General features: G+C 68.1%; 15 protein-coding genes. 8 read left to right on the top strand and 7 right to left on the bottom strand.

What is annotated here, in order from left to right:
* The coding region (locus ACTJKF_RS15740) for an amino acid permease (RefSeq protein WP_440624438.1) at positions 1-1,098 on the bottom strand (1,098 nt) is incomplete at its 3' end.
* 460 nt (positions 1,099-1,558) lie between these two features.
* On the opposite strand from ACTJKF_RS15740, the gene ACTJKF_RS15735 reads away from it, so the two are divergent.
* The 4 genes from ACTJKF_RS15735 (at position 1,559) to ACTJKF_RS15720 (ending at position 6,713) form a co-directional block, all read left to right on the top strand.
* Positions 1,559-3,091 (top strand): sensor domain-containing diguanylate cyclase, encoded by a 1,533-nt coding sequence (locus ACTJKF_RS15735; RefSeq protein WP_440624437.1) that lies wholly within the window; start codon positions 1,559-1,561, stop codon positions 3,089-3,091.
* A 168-nt stretch (positions 3,092-3,259) separates the two neighbouring features.
* The gene (locus ACTJKF_RS15730) at positions 3,260-4,330 is read left to right on the top strand and encodes an FUSC family protein (RefSeq protein ID WP_440624436.1); all 1,071 of its coding nucleotides are present in this window, start codon (positions 3,260-3,262) and stop codon (positions 4,328-4,330) included.
* A gap of 342 nt (positions 4,331-4,672) precedes the next feature.
* Positions 4,673-6,007: an argininosuccinate synthase gene (gene argG / locus ACTJKF_RS15725; RefSeq protein ID WP_440624435.1), complete on the top strand. Its 1,335-nt coding sequence runs from the start codon at positions 4,673-4,675 to the stop codon at positions 6,005-6,007.
* A 220-nt stretch (positions 6,008-6,227) separates the two neighbouring features.
* Positions 6,228-6,713, top strand: a complete 486-nt coding sequence (locus ACTJKF_RS15720) for a shikimate kinase (RefSeq protein WP_440624434.1) — start codon at positions 6,228-6,230, stop codon at positions 6,711-6,713.
* Here ACTJKF_RS15720 and ACTJKF_RS15715 read toward each other — a convergent pair.
* Both ACTJKF_RS15715 and ACTJKF_RS15710 read right to left on the bottom strand, forming a co-directional pair.
* Positions 6,707-8,017: an MFS transporter gene (locus tag ACTJKF_RS15715; RefSeq protein ID WP_440624433.1), complete on the bottom strand. Its 1,311-nt coding sequence runs from the start codon at positions 8,015-8,017 to the stop codon at positions 6,707-6,709. The genes ACTJKF_RS15720 and ACTJKF_RS15715 overlap by 7 nt on opposite strands.
* Positions 8,018-8,216: 199 nt before the next feature.
* Positions 8,217-9,299, bottom strand: a complete 1,083-nt coding sequence (locus tag ACTJKF_RS15710) for a tartrate dehydrogenase (RefSeq protein ID WP_440624432.1) — start codon at positions 9,297-9,299, stop codon at positions 8,217-8,219.
* Positions 9,300-9,407: 108 nt separating this feature from the next.
* Here ACTJKF_RS15710 and ACTJKF_RS15705 point away from each other — a divergent pair, with 108 nt between their 5' ends.
* The 4 genes from ACTJKF_RS15705 (at position 9,408) to ACTJKF_RS15690 (ending at position 13,936) form a co-directional block, all read left to right on the top strand.
* Positions 9,408-10,316, top strand: coding sequence for a LysR substrate-binding domain-containing protein (locus tag ACTJKF_RS15705; protein ID WP_440624431.1), 909 nt, complete (start codon positions 9,408-9,410; stop codon positions 10,314-10,316).
* Between the two features lie 316 nt (positions 10,317-10,632).
* Positions 10,633-11,259, top strand: coding sequence for a LysE family translocator (locus ACTJKF_RS15700; RefSeq protein ID WP_440624430.1), 627 nt, complete (start codon positions 10,633-10,635; stop codon positions 11,257-11,259).
* 78 nt (positions 11,260-11,337) lie between these two features.
* Entirely contained in the window at positions 11,338-12,561 is a 1,224-nt protein-coding gene (locus tag ACTJKF_RS15695) for an RtcB family protein (RefSeq protein WP_440624429.1), read from the top strand.
* A gap of 223 nt (positions 12,562-12,784) precedes the next feature.
* The gene (locus ACTJKF_RS15690) at positions 12,785-13,936 is read left to right on the top strand and encodes a DUF1176 domain-containing protein (protein ID WP_440624428.1); all 1,152 of its coding nucleotides are present in this window, start codon (positions 12,785-12,787) and stop codon (positions 13,934-13,936) included.
* 19 nt (positions 13,937-13,955) lie between these two features.
* Here the strand turns inward: ACTJKF_RS15690 and ACTJKF_RS15685 are convergent, their stop codons facing one another.
* The 4 genes from ACTJKF_RS15685 to ACTJKF_RS15670 form a co-directional block, all read right to left on the bottom strand.
* On the bottom strand, positions 13,956-14,624 hold the full coding sequence (locus ACTJKF_RS15685) for an O-methyltransferase (protein WP_440624427.1): 669 nt from the start codon (positions 14,622-14,624) through the stop codon (positions 13,956-13,958).
* A gap of 249 nt (positions 14,625-14,873) precedes the next feature.
* Entirely contained in the window at positions 14,874-16,082 is a 1,209-nt protein-coding gene (locus ACTJKF_RS15680; protein WP_440624426.1) for a phosphotransferase enzyme family protein, read from the bottom strand.
* 23 nt (positions 16,083-16,105) lie between these two features.
* Positions 16,106-16,714 carry a nicotinamide riboside transporter PnuC gene (gene pnuC / locus ACTJKF_RS15675; protein WP_440624425.1) on the bottom strand — a complete coding sequence of 203 codons (609 nt, stop codon included), beginning with the start codon at positions 16,712-16,714 and terminating at the stop codon, positions 16,106-16,108.
* Between the two features lie 59 nt (positions 16,715-16,773).
* Positions 16,774-19,008, bottom strand: coding sequence for a TonB-dependent siderophore receptor (locus ACTJKF_RS15670; protein ID WP_440624424.1), 2,235 nt, complete (start codon positions 19,006-19,008; stop codon positions 16,774-16,776).
* Positions 19,009-19,298 lie beyond the last annotated feature (290 nt).

The raw sequence follows: 19,298 nt of genomic DNA, 5'->3' as shown, positions 1-19,298 counted from the left end.
GAAGCACAGCGCGCCGACGGCCGTCGTCGCATACAGCGCGTTGCGCGGCACACCGCCCGGCGACAGCTTCGCGAACAGCTTCGGCGCGCGGCCTTCGACGGCGAGGTTGTAGAGCATCCGCGTCGACGCATACATGCCCGAGTTGCCGGCCGACAGCACGGCCGTCAGAATCACCGCGTTCATCACGCCGGCCGCGAACGCGAGGCCCGCGTGGCGGAACACGAGCGTGAACGGGCTGACACCGATGTCGGTCACGTCGCTCTTCAGCAGGCTCGGGTCGGTGTACGGAATCAGCACGCCGATCACGAAGATCGCGAACACGTAGAACAGCAGGATCCGCCAGAAGATCTGGCTGACCGCGCGCGGGATCGTGGTGCGCGGGTTCTCCGATTCGCCGGCCGCGACGCCGATCATTTCGGTGCCCTGGAACGAGAAGCCCGCGATCATCGCGACGCCGAGCATCGTCGCCCAGCCGCCCGCGAACGGCGCATCGCCGATCGTGAGGTTGCCCCAGCCCGCGCTCGGGCCGCCCTGCATGATCCCGAAGATCATCAGCAGGCCGACGCCGACGAACGCGAGCACGGTCAGCACCTTGATCAGCGCGAACCAGTATTCGGCCTCGCCGAAGCCACGCACCGACAGCGCGTTGAGCGCGAAGATCAGCGTGAGGAAGATCGCGCTCCACCAGACGCCGGGCACGTGCGGAAACCAGTAATTCATCACGAGCTGCGCGGCGACGAGTTCGACCGCGAGGGTCACGGCCCAGCTGTACCAGTAGTTCCAGCCGAGCGCGAAGCCGAAGCCTTCGTCGACGAATTTCGAGCCGTAGGTCGCGAACGAGCCCGACACCGGCATGAACGCGGCCATCTCGCCGAGGCTCGTCATCAGGAAATAGACCATCAGCCCGATCATCATGTAGGCGAGCATCGCGCCGCCGGGGCCGGCCTGCGAGATCGACGCGCCGGACGCGACGAACAGGCCCGTGCCGATCGAGCCGCCGATGGCGATCATCGTCAGGTGGCGCGCCTTCAGCGCGCGATGAAGCTTGGGTGGGTTCGCGGACGAACCGGGTGGGTCGGAATTCGGAATTGCGGACATAAACGAGACGAACGTTGAGCGAGCCGGCATCCGGAGCCGGCGCATGCGGAATCGGGGCGCCGCGCGCCGCCTGCTGCGATGCTTTCGATGCGGCCCCGATACGCGTTGCGCGCCGGGCGCCTGCGGCGAAGCGCGGATTCTACCTGATTCGTCATGGGGGCCGCTCGGATCCGAACGCCCCGCCATCGCGCACGGCGCCTGCGCATTAATACGCCAATTCGATCGACCCGCGCCCAATATTCAGACAAAACCCCGGCACTGAAAATTGATTTAAGTCAAATCGGCGAGGCGAAACACGGTAATGATGCGTAACCGATTCAAACGCGATTGGCGAGGCATGCATGTTTTGCATCGCGCGGCGCGAATCGGGAATTCGCGAGATAATACGGTTTAATTCGAAATAATCAGCGCGCGGAATCGTCGCCGCGCCAATATCCGCCGCCCCGCCCCTTTCCCGAGGATGAAGTCACACCCGCTGCTCGCTGCGCTGCGCCGCCACACCACGTCGGTCGTGGCACGCATTCTGTCGCCCCGCGGCGTACTCGTCGCGGGCATCGTGCTGCTGCTGTTCAGCTGGGGGCTCTCCACGTCGCTTTTAATCGAGGCGCGGCAGGACGCGCATGACCATGCGGTCGAAAATGCGCGCAATCTGATGCTGCTGATCGAGCGCGATATTTCCCGCAATATCGAACTGTATGATCTGTCGCTGCAAAACGTCGTCGACGGCCTGGCCGATCCCGAACTGATGGCATTACCGCCGCGCCAGCGTCACCGGCTGCTGTTCGACCGCGCGGCCAGCGGCCCGTATCTCGGCGCCATTTTCGTGATGGATGCGCACGGCAATATCGTGATCGATTCGAGCGCGTCGCCGCCGCGGCAAGGCAATTTCGCCGATCGCGCGTATTTCACCGTCCATCGCGACCGGCTCGCGCAGGACCTCTACATCAGCCGGCCCTATGCATCCCGGCTGCGCGGCGGCGCACTGACGATCGCCCTCAGCCGCCGGATCACGCTGGCCGACGGCAGCTTCGGCGGGATCGTCGTCGGCACGCTCAGCATCGACTACTTCCGCGCGCTGCTCGACGGTCTCGCGGTCGGCCGGCATGGCAGCGCGGCGATCGTCGAGGACAACGGCGCGCTCGTGTCCCGCCTGCCGTACGATGCGCGCGTGGTCGGCCTCGATCTTCACGACTCGCCGCTCTTCATCGAGGCACAGCGCAGCAGGGAAGGCGCGCTGACCGGCGTCGGCGCGATCGACGGCGTGCGGCGCATCTATGTTTACAAGCATCTCGCGCATCTGCCGCTGGTCGTCGACGTCGCGCCCGCCGAGATCGACATCTACCGATCGTGGCGCCATCGCACGATCTGGGCCGCCGTGCTGATGGGCCTGTTTACCGTGTTCATCGCGTGGGGCTCGCTCGCGCTGTCGCGCGAACTCACGCGCAGGCAGATCGCCGAATCGAAGCTGTACCGGCTCGCGCGCACCGATTCGCTGACCGGCCTCGACAATCGCGGCACGTTCGACGCGGTGCTCGCGAAGGAAGCGCAGCGCGCGTCGCGCAGCGGCCGCCCGCTGTCGGTGCTGTTCGTCGACGTCGATCATTTCAAGGCGTTCAACGACGACTACGGCCACCTGGCCGGCGACGACGTGTTGCGCCGCGTCGCGCAATCCGCATTGAGCTGCCTGCGCCGCGCCAGCGACCACGTCGCGCGCTACGGCGGCGAGGAATTCGTCGTCACGTTGCCCGACACCGATGCACAGGGCGCGGCGATCGTCGCCGAAGCGATCCGGCGCGCGATCGCCGGGCTCGGCATCGCACACCGCCGCAGCCAGTACGGACACGTGACGGCGAGCATCGGCGCGGCCACCGCCGCCGGCGGGCGCGTGAACGCCGCGACGCTGCTGCGGCAGGCCGACGAAGCGCTGTATCGCGCGAAGACCGGCGGCCGCAATCGCGTGGCGAACGCCGAGGCGAGCACGGCCGACGCGTGACGCGGCGGCCGGCCAGGCCTCGCCGCCGGCCGCCTCGCCGTGGACAGCCCGCGCGCGTTCGGCTAGCGTTACGTCAGCTGCGCGTGCGGCGCGGCGCCGGCCCGCGCAGGCCGCCCGCGCGTATTCGGGCCACCCCGCCGGCCGCCCCCCGGCCATCCCCGCTCCGTCATGACCGCCCAGTTCCCTGCCCGACTGTCACCGCTCCTGCGCCACGCGCTCCGTCCGCTGCTGGACCCGTACCGCCGCTACCGGCACGCGAAGCTCATTCATGCGGCGCGCGTCGCGCTCGCGATCCTCGTATCGATCGGCTTGTCCACCGGCCTGCGCGTGCCGCATGGCGAATGGTCGACGATCACCGTGCTGATCGTCGTCGGCGGGCTGCAGCACCACGGCAACATCCGCAAGAAGGCGGCCGAGCGCGCGCTCGGCACGTCGATCGGCGCACTGGCGGGGCTCGGACTGATCCTCCTCTACTCGTTCCTGCACGCGCCGGTCGCGATCTACCTGCTGATGGCGATCGCGTGCGGCTTCTGCGCGTATCACGCGATCGGCAAGGCCGGCTATATCGCGCTGCTGTCGGCGATCACGATGGTGATCGTCGCGGGGCACGGCGACAACGAGATCGTCGACGGCCTGTGGCGCGCCGTGAACGTGCTGACCGGCATCGCGATCGCGCTGGCGTTCTCGTTCGCGCTGCCGCTCTATGCGACCTACTCGTGGCGCTACAAGCTTGCCGACGCGCTGCGCGCGTGCGCGGCCGTGCACGCGCGGCTCGCCGGCGACCGCCACGTGAGCGACGATGCGCACCTGAAGGAAATGGCCGCGCTGAGCGCGCTGCTGGTGCAATTGCGCTCGCTGATGCCGTCGGTGTCGAAGGAATGCGACATCCCGGTCACGCAGCTCGAGGCGATCCAGCGCGGCCTGCGCCTGTGCATCGGCTACCTGGAGATCCTGTCGAGCACGGTGCCGGCGCGGGACGACCTGGCCGCCCGCGAATACATGCGCACCGGGATGAAGGCGGTGAACCGGCGCATCCGCGACACGCTCGTCGGCGCGAGCCGCGCGCTCAAGTTCGGCACGCCGAGCCGGCTCGCAGCGCGCCGCCGGCCGGCCGACGCGCCGCACGACGCGGCACCGCCGCAGCTGTCCGGCTACGTGTCGATCACGGCCAAGCTGGCCGGCGAAGTGGATCAGTTGCGCGAGAAACTGCTCGATACCGCGCAGGCGTGGAATATCTGAATCCGAAGCCGAAGGCCGGCGGATGCCGGGCGGCGCCGGCGAACATTTCAATTACCTTTCGTTCGCGCTGAGCCACCATCCTGACGACGGTGGCTCCCGCGGACGGCCGATCCGGCCCTGTAAACCGGGCCGGCGCGCCGGCGCGTTCCCGCCGGCTTCGACCGCCGTGCGGGCGTGTTTCAGGCCGGATTCTCCGGCCGGTTAACCGGCCGCCAGGCCCGTCGCGACGGGCCCACCGACGTATTGGCGCGAAAATCAGGTCTTGCCCCAACTTCCCGGACAGCCGATACTCGCATATTCCGCGAAATACGATCCCACCGGCTTCAATCCACGGTAATTCCTATGAGCACGATTCTCGAAAGCCTCCCGACCGGCCAGAAGGTCGGTATCGCCTTCTCCGGCGGCCTGGACACCAGCGCCGCGCTGCACTGGATGAAACTGAAGGGCGCCGTCCCGTACGCATACACGGCGAACCTCGGCCAGCCCGACGAAGACGATTACGACGCGATCCCGAAACGCGCGATCGAATACGGCGCAGCCGGCGCCCGCCTGATCGACTGCCGCGCGCAGCTGGTCGCCGAAGGCATCGCGGCGCTGCAAAGCGGCGCGTTCCACATCACGACGGCCGGCGTCACGTACTTCAACACGACGCCGATCGGCCGCGCCGTGACGGGCACGATGCTCGTCGCCGCGATGAAGGAAGACGGCGTCAACATCTGGGGCGACGGCAGCACGTACAAGGGCAACGACATCGAGCGGTTCTACCGCTACGGCCTGCTCGTGAACCCGGACCTGAAGATCTACAAGCCGTGGCTCGACCAGACGTTCATCGACGAACTCGGCGGCCGCGCCGAAATGTCAGAATTCATGAACCAGGCCGGCTTCGCGTACAAGATGTCGGCCGAGAAGGCGTATTCGACCGACTCGAACCTGCTCGGCGCGACGCACGAGGCGAAGGATCTGGAAAGCCTCGAAAGCGGCATCAAGATCGTGAACCCGATCATGGGCGTCGCGTTCTGGCGCGACGACGTGAAGATCGCCGCCGAGGAAGTGACGGTGCGCTTCGAGAACGGCCAGCCGGTCGCGCTGAACGGCGTCGAGTTCAAGGATCCGGTCGAGCTGCTGCTCGAGGCGAACCGCATCGGCGGCCGCCACGGCCTCGGCATGAGCGACCAGATCGAGAACCGCATCATCGAGGCGAAGAGCCGCGGCATCTACGAAGCCCCGGGCCTCGCGCTGCTGTACATCGCGTATGAGCGTCTCGTCACCGGCATCCACAACGAAGACACGATCGAGCAGTACCGCGAGAACGGTCGCCGCCTCGGCCGCCTGCTGTACCAGGGCCGCTGGTTCGACCCGCAGGCGATCATGCTGCGCGAAACCGCGCAACGCTGGGTCGCGCGCGCGATCACCGGCGAAGTGAAGATCGAACTGCGCCGCGGCAACGACTACTCGATCCTGAGCACGAAGTCGCCGAACCTCACGTATCAGCCCGAACGCCTGTCGATGGAGAAGGTCGCATCGACGTTCTCGCCGCGCGACCGTATCGGTCAGCTGACGATGCGCAACCTCGACATCACCGATACGCGCGACAAGCTGCGCGTGTATTCGCAAGTCGGGCTGCTGACGCCGGGTGAAACGTCGGCGCTGCCGCAGATCAAGGGCGACGACAAGTAAGTCATTCGCTCGACGCCGTGCCGCATCTCCGCATGCGGCGCGGCCGGGCAGGCTGCGTGCGAGACTGTCGAGCACGCAGCCTGCCGCTCCTTCCGGCCTTTCCCGCCTTTCCCCGCCCTTCCGCTTTCCCTCTGCCATCGCGTCGCGTGACGCACCAACGGCACTGCACCGCCGCGCCCGTCATGGCATGCTGCGAGTCGTCCGGTTCCTGCGATTTGTCATGCGTCCTCTCACCGTCATCCACCTGAACGGCCCGATCAACAGCGGCAAGACGACGATCGGCCACGCACTCGCACGCGTGTTGCCCGATACACGCTTCGTCGACGGCGACGATCACGATGCACCGGAAGACGCACCGTTCGACGTGCAATGGGCGATCGCGCTCGAGCGTCTCGTCACGCAGATCACGCACGCGGGCGAACGCCATCTGGTGATCGCCTATCCGATCGGCGAAACGGAATTCGAGCGGCTGCGCGCGGCCTGCGACGCCCGCGATGCGCGCCTCTTCGTCGTGACGCTCGCGCCGCCCGAAGCAGTCGCGGCGTCGAATCGCGGCACGCGGGCGCTGACGGAATGGGAGCGGCAACGTATCGCCGAGATGTATCGCGAAGGGTATGCGGCGCGCGAGTTCAGCGATTGCGTGATCGATACGTCGGGGGCGTCGGTCGATGCGTGCGCGCTGGAAATCGCGCGCCGCCTTCAATGATGCTGCCGCACCCCCGACACGACCTGCTCGCGCGCCCCCTTGCGGCTCAACATCAGCGTCACCACCGCCGACACCGCGAGCGTCCCCGCGACCACATACAGCCCCGCCGCATACCCACCCGTCACATGCTTGAGCCAGCCGATCGCGAACGGCCCGACGAAGCCGCCGAGGTTGCCGATCGAGTTGATCATCGCGATCCCGGCGGCCGCGCCGGCGCCCGACAGGAACGCGCTCGGCATCGCCCACAGCGGCGCCTTCGCGGCGCTGATCCCGATGTTGACGACGACCAGCGCGAGCACGGTCAACAGCGCGGTGCTCGCCTGCCCCGCGAACACGAAGCCGACGCAAGCCAGCACGCACGGAATCACGACGTGCCACGTACGCTCGCCGGTGCGATCCGAATGCCGCGCCCACCCGATCATCGCGACGACCGCGGCGATGCTCGGAATGCCGGTCAGCAGGCCCGTCTGCAACGCGGTGAAGCCGAACTGCCTGACCATCAGCGGCGCCCACAGCCCAAGCGTATAAAGCCCCGCCGACGTGCCGAAGTAGATCAGCGCGAGCGCCAGCACGCGCGGGTCGCGCAGCGCCTGCCACGCGCCGGCCGTATGCCCGGCATGCGTGTGCCGCGCGTCGGCTTCGGACTTCAGCTTCGCGATCAGCCAGTCGCGCTCGTCCGGCTGCAGCCATGCGGCCTTCGACGGCGCATCGGACAGGCACTTCAGCACGACGAAGCCGAGCACGACCGCCGGCAGCGCTTCGATGACGTACAGCATCTGCCAGTCGGCAAGCCCGAACAGCGGCGGCATCTGCATGATCGCGCCCGACAGCGGCGAGCCGATCGCGGTCGAGATCGGCGCGGCCGCCATGAACCACGCGGCGGCCACCGCGCGTTGCTTCGCGGGAAACCACAGGCTCAGGTACAGGATGATGCCGGGGAAGAAGCCGGCTTCCGCCATGCCGAGCAGGAAGCGCAGCACGTAGAAGCTCGTCGGCCCGGCCGCGAACGCGGAGACCGCCGACACGATGCCCCACGTGATCATCACGCGCGCGATCCAGATGCGCGCGCCGACGCGATGGAGAATCAGGTTGCTTGGCACTTCGAACAGAAAGTAGCCGATGAAGAACAGGCCACCGCCGAGCCCGAACGCGGTCGGCGACAGGCCGATCGCCTGGTTCATCGTCATCGCCGCGAAGCCGACGTTGACGCGATCGAGAAAGCTGACGAAGTAAAGCAGCATCACGAACGGAATGATGCGCCACATCAGTTTCCGCGCGACGCGGGTTTCCAGATCCGCTTGCATGTGTCTCCTCCTTCGAGGTCGAGCCGTGCGCTGCTTGCGCGCGCCCGGCGGGTACCGGCCGGCGTCACGACGAAGCGTGTGCGCGGGCGCCCGGCTCGCGTCGAATGCGCGAGTCGCGGGCAAAAAATTCGGGGGCGGTGAATCGACGGCGAACGGCAACGCACGCGCGCGGCCGTGGGCGTCAACGTCGTCGCCGCCGTCAGGCCGCGACCGCCGCGTGCGCGACGCGCTCGCACACGGCGGCCGTCACCTGCGCGGTCGTCGCGCTGCCGCCGAGGTCGCGCGTGTGCAGCGACGGATCGGCCGTCACGGCCTCGATCGCCTGCATCACGCGCGCGGCCGCGGTCGTCTCGCCAAGATGCTCGAGCAGCATTACGACCGACCAGAACGTGCCGACCGGATTCGCGAGCCCCTTGCCCATGATGTCGAACGCGGAGCCGTGGATCGGCTCGAACATTGACGGATAGCGGCGCTCGGGATCGAGGTTGCCGGTCGGCGCGATGCCGAGGCTGCCGGCGAGCGCGGCCGCGAGATCGCTGAGGATGTCCGCGTGCAGGTTGGTCGCGACGATCGTGTCGAGCGACGCCGGGCGGTTCACCATGCGCGCGGTCGCGGCGTCGACGAGCTCCTTGTCCCACGCGACGTCGGGAAATTCCTGCGCGACCTGCTTCGCGATCTCGTCCCACATGACCATCGCGTGACGCTGTGCATTGCTCTTCGTGATGACGGTCAGCCGCTTGCGCGGACGCGACTGCGCGAGCCGGAACGCGAAGCGCATGATGCGTTCGACGCCGGCACGCGTGAGGATCGACACGTCGGTCGCGGCCTCGATCGGATGACCCTGGTGCACGCGGCCGCCGACGCCGGCATATTCGCCTTCCGAGTTCTCGCGCACGATCACCCAGTTCAGGTCGTCCGGCCCGCAGCGCTTCAGCGGCGCGTCGATGCCGGGCAGGATGCGCGTCGGCCGCACGTTCGCGTACTGATCGAAGCCCTGGCAGATCTTCAGGCGCAGGCCCCACAGCGTCACGTGGTCGGGCACGTCGGGGTCGCCCGCCGAGCCGAACAGGATCGCGTCCTTGCCGCGCAGCGCGTCGAGACCGTCGGCCGGCATCATCGCGCCGTGCTGGCGGTAGTAATCGGCGCCCCAGTCGAAATCCTCGAACTCGAACGCAAAGCGGTCGCTGCCGCGCGCCAGTGCTTCCAGCACCTGCTTGGCCGCAGGCACCACTTCCTTGCCGATGCCGTCGCCGGGAATGGTCGCGATACGGTAGGTCTTCATGCTGACATCCTCGATTGATCGTGAGCGTGAACGCACTTTACCGAACCGGAATTGCTGTAACCGGCGCTATACTCAAAGCATCTTTAACTTTAATTCATGAATCCCGTCATGGCGGAAACCGTCCAGCCCGCCGATCTCGGCTTCTTCTCGACGCTGGCCGCGGCAGGCAGCCTGAGCGCGGCCGCGCGCGAACTCGGCTTGACCGCGGCGGCCGTCAGCAAGCGGCTCACGCAGATGGAACGGCGCGCGGGCGTGACGCTCGTCAACCGCACGACGCGGCGCATGATGCTGACGCCCGAAGGCGACGTCTATCTCGACTACGCGCGCCGGATCCTCGATCAGATGGACGAGCTGGGCGAGCTGCTCGGCAGCGCGAAGCAGCGGCCGAAGGGGCTGTTGCGCGTGAACGCGACGCTCGGCTTCGGCCGCAGCCATGTCGGCCCGGCGATCTCGCGCTTCGTCGCACGCTATCCGGAGGTGTCGGTGCAGCTGCAGCTGTCGGTGATGCCGCCGCCGCTCACCGACGACGCATTCGACGTGTGCATCCGTTTCGGCGAGCCGCCCGACACGCGTGTGGTCGCGCGGCGGCTCGCGCCGAACCGCCGGCTGCTGTGCGCGGCGCCCGCCTATCTCGCGCGGCACGGGACGCCCGGCACGCCGCATGAGCTGACGCGGCACAACTGCATCGGCATCCGGCAAGGGGACGAGGGATACGGGATCTGGCGGCTGGCGAGCGGGCGCGGCGCGGCGCGCAACACGGAAGCTGTGCGGATCAACGGCAACCTGACGACGAACGACGGCGAGATCGCGGTGAAGTGGGCGCTCGACGGACACGGGATCCTGATGCGCGCGGAATGGGATATCCGCGACTACCTGGCCGACGGGCGGCTGGTCGTCGTGCTGCCGGACTACGAGACGCCGAGCGCGGATATCTATGCCGTGTATGCGCAGCGGCATCAGATGTCCGCGCGGATCCGGGCGTTCGTGGATTTCCTGGCGGGGGAACTGGGCGGGTGACGGGGTGCGGGCGGACGAGCCCCAATGCGTACTGCAGCGCGAAGCGACACCGCGCGTCCCGTGCAAACCGCGTCCGGTGCGGAATCGGCCGATTGGCACAATGCCGATATTCCGGCGATTTTTCACAAAAAACGCCAGAATATTTCCATTTCCTCGCGTACCACGGCCCGGACGGCGTGCCCGTGCGGCCTTTCGTGCTCATACCGGCAAGGCCCCGTTGCGGCTGCGCGGCTCCCGGCCGGCGTCGGCAGCCGCGCGCCGGACCGAATACAATGCGTCGATCCCCCGCCGCTGCGCCAATCTCGCTGGAGCCGCCATGTTCGACCTGACCACGCTGACCACCTTCACGGCCGTCGTCCTGGGCCTGTTCCTGATCCCCGGCCCCGCCGTGCTGCTCGTGCTGAGCCGCACCGTGCAGGGCGGCCGCAAGACCGGCATCCTGACCGGGCTCGGCATCGCGAGCGGCGATTTCGTGCATACGCTGTTCGCGGCGGTCGGGCTGTCGGCGCTGCTGATGACGTCGGCGCTCGCGTTCAACGTCGTGAAGCTGGCCGGCGCCGCGTACCTGCTCTATCTCGGCGTGCGCGCGCTGCTCGACCGGCCGTCCGATCCGTCGCTGCCGAAGGTGTCGCTCGTCACGCCGTTGAAGGCATATCTGCAGGCGATCCCCGCCGAAGTACTGAACCCGAAGACCGCGCTGTTCTTCCTCGCGTTCATGCCGCAGTTCGTGCATCCGGAACGCGGCTCGACCTTCGTGCAGTTCGCGGTGCTCGGGCTGATCTTCGTCATGCTGAGCTCGCTCTACACCACACTGATCGCGTACTCGATCCGCCCGCTCGGCCGCCTCGTGAAGCGGCTCGCGTGGCTCACGCGCTGGCAGGGCAAGATCATCGGCTCGATCTTCATCGCGCTCGGGTTGCGCGTCGCGGTGCAGCAGCGCTGACGCACGCATGTCGCAAGACGGCGCGGCACCGGATGCTCGATCCCGGTTGCGGCACCGGCAGGTTCGCAGGTGATGCAAATGAGTCACGACGATTTTCAGGTGATGGAACTGGCGAACGGCAAGCCGGTGAAGATGTGGACGCAAGGCGTCGCGGTCGAGGACGACGCGCGCACGCAATTGCGCAACACCGCACAGATGCCGTTCATCTTCAGGCACGTCGCTGTGATGCCGGACGTCCACCTCGGCAAGGGCTCGACGATCGGCAGCGTGATCCCGACGAAGGGCGCGATCATCCCGGCCGCGGTCGGCGTCGACATCGGCTGCGGGATGATGGCCGCGCGCACGACACTCACGGCCGCCGACCTGCCGGATTCGCTCGGCGGGCTGCGCGGCGCGATCGAACGCGCGGTGCCGCACGGCCGCGTGCCGGGCCGCCGCGATCCGGGTGCCTGGGGCGAGCGCACGCCGGCCGCCGTGACCGAGTCGTGGAAGTCGCTGCTGCCGGGTTTTCAGCGGATCGTCGCCAGGTATCCGAAGCTGGAAAGGACGAACCACTACGCGCACCTGGGCACGCTCGGCACGGGCAACCACTTCATCGAGGTGTGCATCGACGAGGCCGACTGCGTGTGGTTCATGCTGCACAGCGGGTCGCGCGGCGTCGGCAACGCGATCGGCAGCCTGTTCATCGAACTCGCGCAAGCCGACATGCGGCAGCACATCGCGAACCTGCCGGATCGCAACCTCGCGTATTTCACCGAGGGCAGCCGGCACTTCGACGATTACGTCGAGGCGGTCGGCTGGGCGCAGGACTACGCGCGCCGCAACCGGCACGCGATGATGGATGCGGTGATCGGCGCGGCGCGCGGCGTGATCGCGAAGCCGTTCTCGGTCGACGAGCACGCGGTGAACTGCCACCACAACTACGTGCAGCGCGAACGCCACTTCGGCGAGGACGTGCTCGTGACCCGCAAGGGCGCGGTATCCGCGCAGAAGGGGCAACTCGGGATCATTCCGGGCTCGATGGGCGCGAAAAGTTTCATCGTGCGCGGGCTCGGCAATCCGGAGAGTTTCTGTTCGTGCAGCCACGGCGCCGGCCGCGCGATGAGCCGGACCGAGGCGAAGCGCCGCTTCACGGTCGACGACCAGGCGAACGCGACGCGCGGCGTCGAGTGCCGGAAGGACGCGGGCGTCGTCGACGAAATCCCGATGGCCTACAAGGACATCGATGCGGTGATGGCGGCGCAGCGCAGCCTCGTCGAAGTGGTGCACACGCTGCGTCAGGTGGTGTGCGTGAAAGGATAGCGGCGCAACGGAAGCGACGCCCGTCGACAAACGAACGGCGCGGTGCCCGCCGGCATCGCGCCGTTTCCCTATCCGCCTGCGCTCGGCCACCATCAGACGAATCGTCACCGTAGCAGCGGTATACTCGATGCTGTCCGGCCGCGCCCGATCCGCATCGCGCGCTTACGATGCGCTTGCAACCGGACATCCACCCTTCGCCCCGTCAACGCCGATACGAACCGTCATGTTTCGTCGTCTCCCGCTTGCTGTCGCCGTCATGCTGCTCACCGCGTCGCTCTCCGCCGCCGCGCACGATCCCGCGCAACATTCGGTCGCGCGCGATTTCAAGAACTGGTCGGTCGTGTGCGACAACGCGAATCGCTGCATCGCCGAGGGCGGCAACGACGACATCGACGACACGCACACCAGCATGATCGTGCGACTCACGCGCGATGCCGGTGCCGATGCGCGCCCGGTGCTCGAAATCTTCGCATCGGCGCCGCTCGATCTGCGCACCGCGCGCGCGGACGGCGTGCCATTCGACGCGGTGCCGGCCGAGTGGCACGCCGTCGCGAAGACGGGCGACGAAGACGACGTCTATCCGTTCCACATCCGCACCAGCGACCCGACGACCGTCGACGCGTGGCTGACCATCTCGCACAACGCGCAGAGGGTCAGTTTCGGCGATCCGGCCGCCGCGAAGACACCGCGCGTGTCGTTGTCGGGGCTCAATGCCGCGCTGCTGCTAATCGACGACACGCAGGGCCGCATCGGCACGACCACCGCGCTGCTGCGCAAGGGCACGCGGCCCGCATCGTCGGTGCCCGCCGCGCCGGCATTGCCGCCCGCGCCCGTTCCCGCGCCGCGCGTGGCGGACCTCACCCCCGCCGAACAACGTCCGCTCGTCGACGCGGTGTTCGACAAATTCGGCGGCAACGTGAAGCGTTGCGTGGCCGATGCCGGCGACGAAATGTCGACGCGCGACCGACGCAAGACGGCATCGGCCATCGCGATCTCGGCCACCGACGCGATCGTGTCGATTCCGTGCCAGACGAGCAGCGCCTACAACCATACGGACCTGTGGTATCGCGTGCATCGCAGCGCACCGTACGCGCCGACACCGCTCGACTTCGGCGAGCACGCGAGCGCCGGGCTGGACCCGGCGTCGTTCGCGAACCAGTTGACGGAAGCAAGCTACGATCCCGCGCATGCGACGCTGTCGAGCCTCGACCGCGTGCGCGGCGCCGGCGATTGCGGGTCGAGCGCGTCATGGGTGTTCGACGGCCGGCGCTTCGTGCTGAACGACGTCGCGATGCACGGCGCCTGCAACGGGCTGTTCCAGGATCAGTGGCCGCGGTTGTATCGCACGGCCGGGCCGACCGACACGACGCGCTGATGCACCGGCGTCGGCGCGCTCATCCGCCGACGATCGAGATCGAGAACCCGTCCCAACCCTTCAGCCCGACCGTCTGCACGGCGGTCGTCAACAGCTTCGGCTCGGCGACGAGCCGCGCGAACCCGTCGCGCACGCCGACGACGTCCGGCTCATGGTTGTCGGGATCGGCCACGCGCCCGCTCCGCACGACGTTGTCGACGACGATCACCGTGCCGGGCCGCGACAGCTTCAGCGCGGCGTCCAGATAGACGGCATTGTTGTCCTTGTCCGCATCGATGAAGACGAAGTCGAACGGCGCCTCGCCCGCCTCGACGAGTCGTGCGAGGCTGTCCTTCGCGCTGCCGACGACGACCGACACGGCCTGCGCGAACCCGGCGCGCGCAATGTTCCGCGTCGCGACCTGCGCGTGGTCGGGATTCAATTCCAGCGTGACGAGCTGCCCGCCCGGCGGCAACGCGCGTGCGAGCCAGATCGTGCTGTAGCCGCCGAGCGTGCCGACTTCGAGGATGCGCCGTGCGCCGCGAATCGTCGCGAGCAGTTGCAGCAGCTTGCCCTGGTTCGGCGCGACGTTGATCGCGGGCAGCCCCGCGGCGGCGCTCGCCGCGAGCGCGGCGTCGAGCACGTCGTCGGACGGCACGAGCGTCGCGGAGAAATACGCATCCACCTGGTTCCACTGATCCTGATCCATCGTGCACCTCTCGTCGTCGGGACAACGCATTCTATGCGCAGCGCCCCCATAAGCAACAAACCATTCGTTCCAAAGAAAGCGCTGTGCGTGCTCCTATCACGTCCGGGCGTGCGGCGCCCCGCGGCAGCAGCCCCCCCGCTTCGGCGTTCAGACGGTTTCGGTGAAGGTGCGGCGAGATCGCCGCACGGCAGGAAGATGAAGCTCAGGCAGTCGGCATGCGCGCGGAAAGCTCCGGCACGCGCACGCGCGTCACGCACGCCCCGGCTTCGCGCGCCGGCGTTGCACCAGCCAGTCGAGCAACTGTTGCCCGTCGCGTTCGCCGAACCATTGCGCATGCCCGATCAGATAACCGTCGTACGCGATGTCGACGATGTCCGGCGCATTGACGATGCAGCCGAAATACGCGACTTCCGACAACGCGAACTCCGTATGCACGATCGGCAGCATCGCCATCAGCGCCGCATACGCATCGTCGCCCAGCGGTTCGAGCGATTCGTAGCCGTCGAGCAGTGCATCGATCTGTTCGTACTCGACACGGCGCGCATCGGCCGGCGCCATCCAGTCGACCGTATTGCGTTCGATCGCGAGCGCGAGGTCCATCACCGCACAGGTGCGATCCGACAAGCCGAAATCGAGCACGGTCCGCACCTGCGCGCCGGGGCCGGCATCGGTCCACAGCAGGTTCGACGCATGCCAGTCGCCGTGCGTCCACAGCGGCGGCAACGCGGGCAGCAGCGGCACGAGGCGCGCATGATACGGGCCGATCACGGTCGCGACATCACCGCGCCAGTCGCGCGTGCCGAGCGCCCGCACCAGCAACGGCTGCGCATCGACCCAGCGTTCGAGCGCGCCCGCCAGATCGGTGGAGGACAGCACGCGGAAACTCGACAGCAGCGTGCGCACGGGCCGCGCCGGCGCGTCGTAACCGGCCGACGCGCGATGCAGTTCGGCCAGCGCGCGACCGGCCGCATACGCATGCGCAGCATGGGTGAACGGCTTCCACGACATCACGCCGCGATACGCATCCACACCCGGTGCGACCACATGCACTTCATAGGTCCAGTCACCGGCTGCGAACGCGGTCGCCCCATCGCGGCCGGCAAGCACGTCCGCCACCGGCGTCCCGCGTTCGCGCAGATGCGCGATGAAACGATGCTCTTCCTCGAGCGCGGCGGCGTCGCGCAGGCTCACGTGATGACGCTTGACGAACAGCGCGCGCCCGTCCGTCGTACGCACCAGCACGGCCGCCGAGAACGGCCGCGGGCTGTGCCACGTGAGCTGCGCCGGCGCGCCAATACCCTCGATCCGCCCGAGCACGCCCGCGACTTCGTCGTGCGTCATCAGCGGCCAGTCGCGTTCGGCCTGCTCGCCGTCGACACCGAATTGCGGCGGCGCGACGTCCCGCGTGTCGACAGCGTCACGCGAGGCAGGTGCGTCCGGCTCGAGAGGGAATGTCATGAACGACGTTGCTCCGTAGTCAATCAGCCTGCCGGGCTCGCCGTCGCGCGCAGCGCGTCGGCCGTCCGGCTCCAGTCGCGCCAGCCGATGACGGCCAGCGCGATGAACAGCGCATAGAGTCCGGCCGTCAGATACAGTGCCTTGAACACGAACATCCCGACGTACACGACGTTCACGACGATCCACAGCCCCCACGACGCGATGTAGCGCCGCGCGGTCCAGTATTGCGCGACGAGGCTGAACGCGGTCAGCGACGCATCGACGAACGGCAGCGCAGCATCGGTCCAGCGCGCCATCATCCCGCCGAGCAGTGCGCTGCCGACGACCGCCGCGATCAGGTCGGGCAGCATCTGCCGCGGCCGCACGCCGGTGACGGGCGCCACGTCGCCTTGCGCCGCGCCACCGCTCGCCTCGAGCGTGCGCTGCGCGATCCAGCGGCGCCAGCCGTACACCTGCAACACCGCGAACGCGCCCTGCAGCAGCATGTCGGAATACAGCTTCGCGTCGAAGAAGATCCAGCCGTACAGCGCGACCGACGCGAGCCCGACCGGCCAGCACAGCATGCGCCGCTTCGCGGTCAGCCAGATCGCGAGCGCGCTGACGATCACGCCGGCGATTTCGAGGGGGGACATTGTCGGTACGCTCCTGGTTGGCTGCCGGGGCCGCGCGTCACGCGGCCGGATCCGGACGATCAGAAATCATAGGTCAACGACACGCGCGCGGTGCGCGGCGCGCCCGGGAACAGGTACGCGTCGCCCTGCTGCTCGCCCGCGTCGCGCCAGTAGAACGTGTTGAACAGGTTGTCCACCGAGACGCGCAGCACCGTGCGATGGCCGCCGATCTTCGTCGTATAGCGCGCGCCGAGATTGAACACGAACCACGACGGCACGCGCGCGGTGCCCTCTTCGTTCGCGTTGCGGCCCGCGCTGTACTCGACGCCGCCGAGCATGTTCAGGCCCGCGACGCCCGGCACCGCGTAATCCGCATACAGCGACGCGCGCAGCGCCGGCACGTTGATGATCTGGTGCCCTTCGTACGCCGGCGAACCCGAATCGTACGCGCGCGCGCGAATCGCCGCGACGCTGGCCGTCAGTCCGAGCCGCTCGGTCACGCGTCCGGCCGCGCCAAGCTCGATCCCCTGGTGGCGCTGCGTGCCGCGTTGCACGAACGTGTAGCGCGTGCCGGACGCATCGGGGTCGGCGAACTGGAACGGCTTGCTGATCGAGAACACGGCGGCCGTCAGGCTCAGCCGGTCGAGCCAGTCGTATTTCGCGCCGAGTTCGACCTGGTGCGACTCGACCGGCGGCAGGAACGCATACGCGTTGGTCGCGCGCACCGGCGCCTGGTCGCCGAGCGACAGCGCCTTGCTGTACGACGCGTATAGCGACAGCACGCTCACCGGCTTGTAGACGAGCGCGACCTGCGGCAGGAACACCGAGCGGTCGGTGTGGGTCGCGTCGCCGTCGAGGCTGTCCCAGCTGCGCTGGCGCAGCAGCACTTCCTTGCCGCCCGCGAGCACCTGCCAGTGTTCGCCGATGCTGATGCGGTCGAGCCCGAACACGCCGTACTGCCACGAATCGAGCTGCGGATACGACGGCCCGGCCGTGTTCGGCGACGGCGCGAACGCGACGTCGGGCCCGTAGATGTTCTCGCTGCCGACGTAGTCGTACACGGCGTTCGCCATGTGCACGACGCGGCGCTGCACGCTCACGCCGAGCGTCAGCTCGTGACGCAGCCGGCCCGTCGCGAACTTGCCCGTCGTCACGGCGCGCAGGTCGTCGTTGCGGCGGTATTCGCCCGGGCTGCGGAAGTCGTACACGTCGTAGTCGCCGTTCGCGCCGAAGAAGAACGGCGACGTCGTGCCGGCCGCACAGCTTGGGGCATACGAGCAACCGTACGCGAACGCGCTGTTGTCGTCGATCATCGTGCGGCTGCGGCCCGCGGCGACGTAGGCCTTCCAGTCGTCGTTGAACTGATAGTCGAAGCGCGCGTTCAGGTTCAGCGCGTCGGTCGTCACCGGCTTCGCCCACGGCTGCGTGCCGAGCGCCTTCGACGTCGTCTTCACGGACGGCACGACCGTGCCGCCGAGCAACTGGTAGCCGGGCGCGGAACGCTGGATCCACTGCTGGAATTCGGCGTTGAGCTGCAGGCTCGCGCGCGGGCTGATGTCCCAGTCGGCGGCGATCGAGCCGAACGTGCGTCGTCCGTTCGTGCCGTCGATAGTCGAGTGCATGTTCTCCTTCGCGGCATTGATCCGGAAGCCGAACTGATGGTCGGGGCCGAAGCGGCGGCCGAGATCGACGGCCGCCGACGTCGAGCCGCGGCTGTCGACGCCGGCCGTCACGCTCGCGACGTTCGCCGAGCGCTTCGTCACGAAGTTGATCACGCCGCCCGGCGCGACCACGCCGCTGTCGATGCCCGCCAGCCCCTTCAGGATCTCGACGCGCTCCTTGTTCTCGAGCGGCACGTTCTGCTCGCCGGACACTGTGAGCCCGTCGATCCGGATCGCGCTCGCGAGATCGACCGGGAAGCCGCGGATCGCGAAGCCTTCGTAGTAGCCGACCGGCGCGTAGTCGTTCACGACCGATGCGTCGTTGCGCACCACGTCGCTCAGGCGCTTCGCCTGCTGGTCGTCGATCTGCGCGCGCGTGACGACGTTGACGGACGCCGGCGTGTCGCGCAGCGGCGCGTCGTCGAGCCCGGCGACCGACGCTTCGCGCGCACGAAACGTGTTCTCACGCGCGCCGGTGACCGTGATCGTCGGCAGCGCCGTGCTGCCCGGCGCATCGGCGTCCGAACCAGCCGGCGCGTCGCCCTGTGCCGCAGCAGCCTGCGCCGCGAACAGCGTGATGCCGAGACCGACGCCAAGCCCGACCTTCGCGCGCCGCCGCCGTGCGGGCGACGCTGTTGTTCTATTTACCGTCATTGTTCTGGATGGAAAACTCGCCACTCGACCCTGTCGAAACACGCAACACGCAACACGAAACACGTTATGCAGCTGCGAAGCGCGCCCTCGCGCATGATCCCGCGCCGGCCCCGGCGCGCCTCCGGGCACGTACGTCGACACGACATTCACCGGACGAATCGGACGATCCGGCCGCATGCGTGCCGAACGATCGGAAAAGCGCAGGATGGGACAGCGGATGCCGGTGACGCGCCGGACGCCCACGCGGCCGCCGATCCGTGGATCGGGTACGTGTCGGGCGGCCGGCTGGC

This window comes from Burkholderia sp. 22313, from assembly GCF_052045245.1.
Lineage (GTDB): Bacteria > Pseudomonadota > Gammaproteobacteria > Burkholderiales > Burkholderiaceae > Burkholderia.
The sequence above is the reverse complement of the archived record's forward strand: the minus strand, read 5'-3'. Positions and strand labels throughout refer to the sequence as shown.

Bases quoted from the DNA above. Each gene is read 5' to 3' on its own strand.
- ACTJKF_RS15735 (WP_440624437.1), top strand. From the start codon at position 1,559: ATGAAGTCACACCCGCTGCTCGCTGCGCTGCGCCGCCACACCACGTCG.
- ACTJKF_RS15730 (WP_440624436.1), top strand. From the start codon at position 3,260: ATGACCGCCCAGTTCCCTGCCCGACTGTCACCGCTCCTGCGCCACGCG.
- argG (WP_440624435.1), top strand. From the start codon at position 4,673: ATGAGCACGATTCTCGAAAGCCTCCCGACCGGCCAGAAGGTCGGTATC.
- ACTJKF_RS15720 (WP_440624434.1), top strand. From the start codon at position 6,228: ATGCGTCCTCTCACCGTCATCCACCTGAACGGCCCGATCAACAGCGGC.
- ACTJKF_RS15715 (WP_440624433.1), bottom strand. From the start codon at position 8,017: ATGCAAGCGGATCTGGAAACCCGCGTCGCGCGGAAACTGATGTGGCGC.
- ACTJKF_RS15710 (WP_440624432.1), bottom strand. From the start codon at position 9,299: ATGAAGACCTACCGTATCGCGACCATTCCCGGCGACGGCATCGGCAAG.
- ACTJKF_RS15705 (WP_440624431.1), top strand. From the start codon at position 9,408: ATGGCGGAAACCGTCCAGCCCGCCGATCTCGGCTTCTTCTCGACGCTG.
- ACTJKF_RS15700 (WP_440624430.1), top strand. From the start codon at position 10,633: ATGTTCGACCTGACCACGCTGACCACCTTCACGGCCGTCGTCCTGGGC.
- ACTJKF_RS15695 (WP_440624429.1), top strand. From the start codon at position 11,338: ATGAGTCACGACGATTTTCAGGTGATGGAACTGGCGAACGGCAAGCCG.
- ACTJKF_RS15690 (WP_440624428.1), top strand. From the start codon at position 12,785: ATGTTTCGTCGTCTCCCGCTTGCTGTCGCCGTCATGCTGCTCACCGCG.
- ACTJKF_RS15685 (WP_440624427.1), bottom strand. From the start codon at position 14,624: ATGGATCAGGATCAGTGGAACCAGGTGGATGCGTATTTCTCCGCGACG.
- ACTJKF_RS15680 (WP_440624426.1), bottom strand. From the start codon at position 16,082: ATGACATTCCCTCTCGAGCCGGACGCACCTGCCTCGCGTGACGCTGTC.
- pnuC (WP_440624425.1), bottom strand. From the start codon at position 16,714: ATGTCCCCCCTCGAAATCGCCGGCGTGATCGTCAGCGCGCTCGCGATC.
- ACTJKF_RS15670 (WP_440624424.1), bottom strand. From the start codon at position 19,008: ATGACGGTAAATAGAACAACAGCGTCGCCCGCACGGCGGCGGCGCGCG.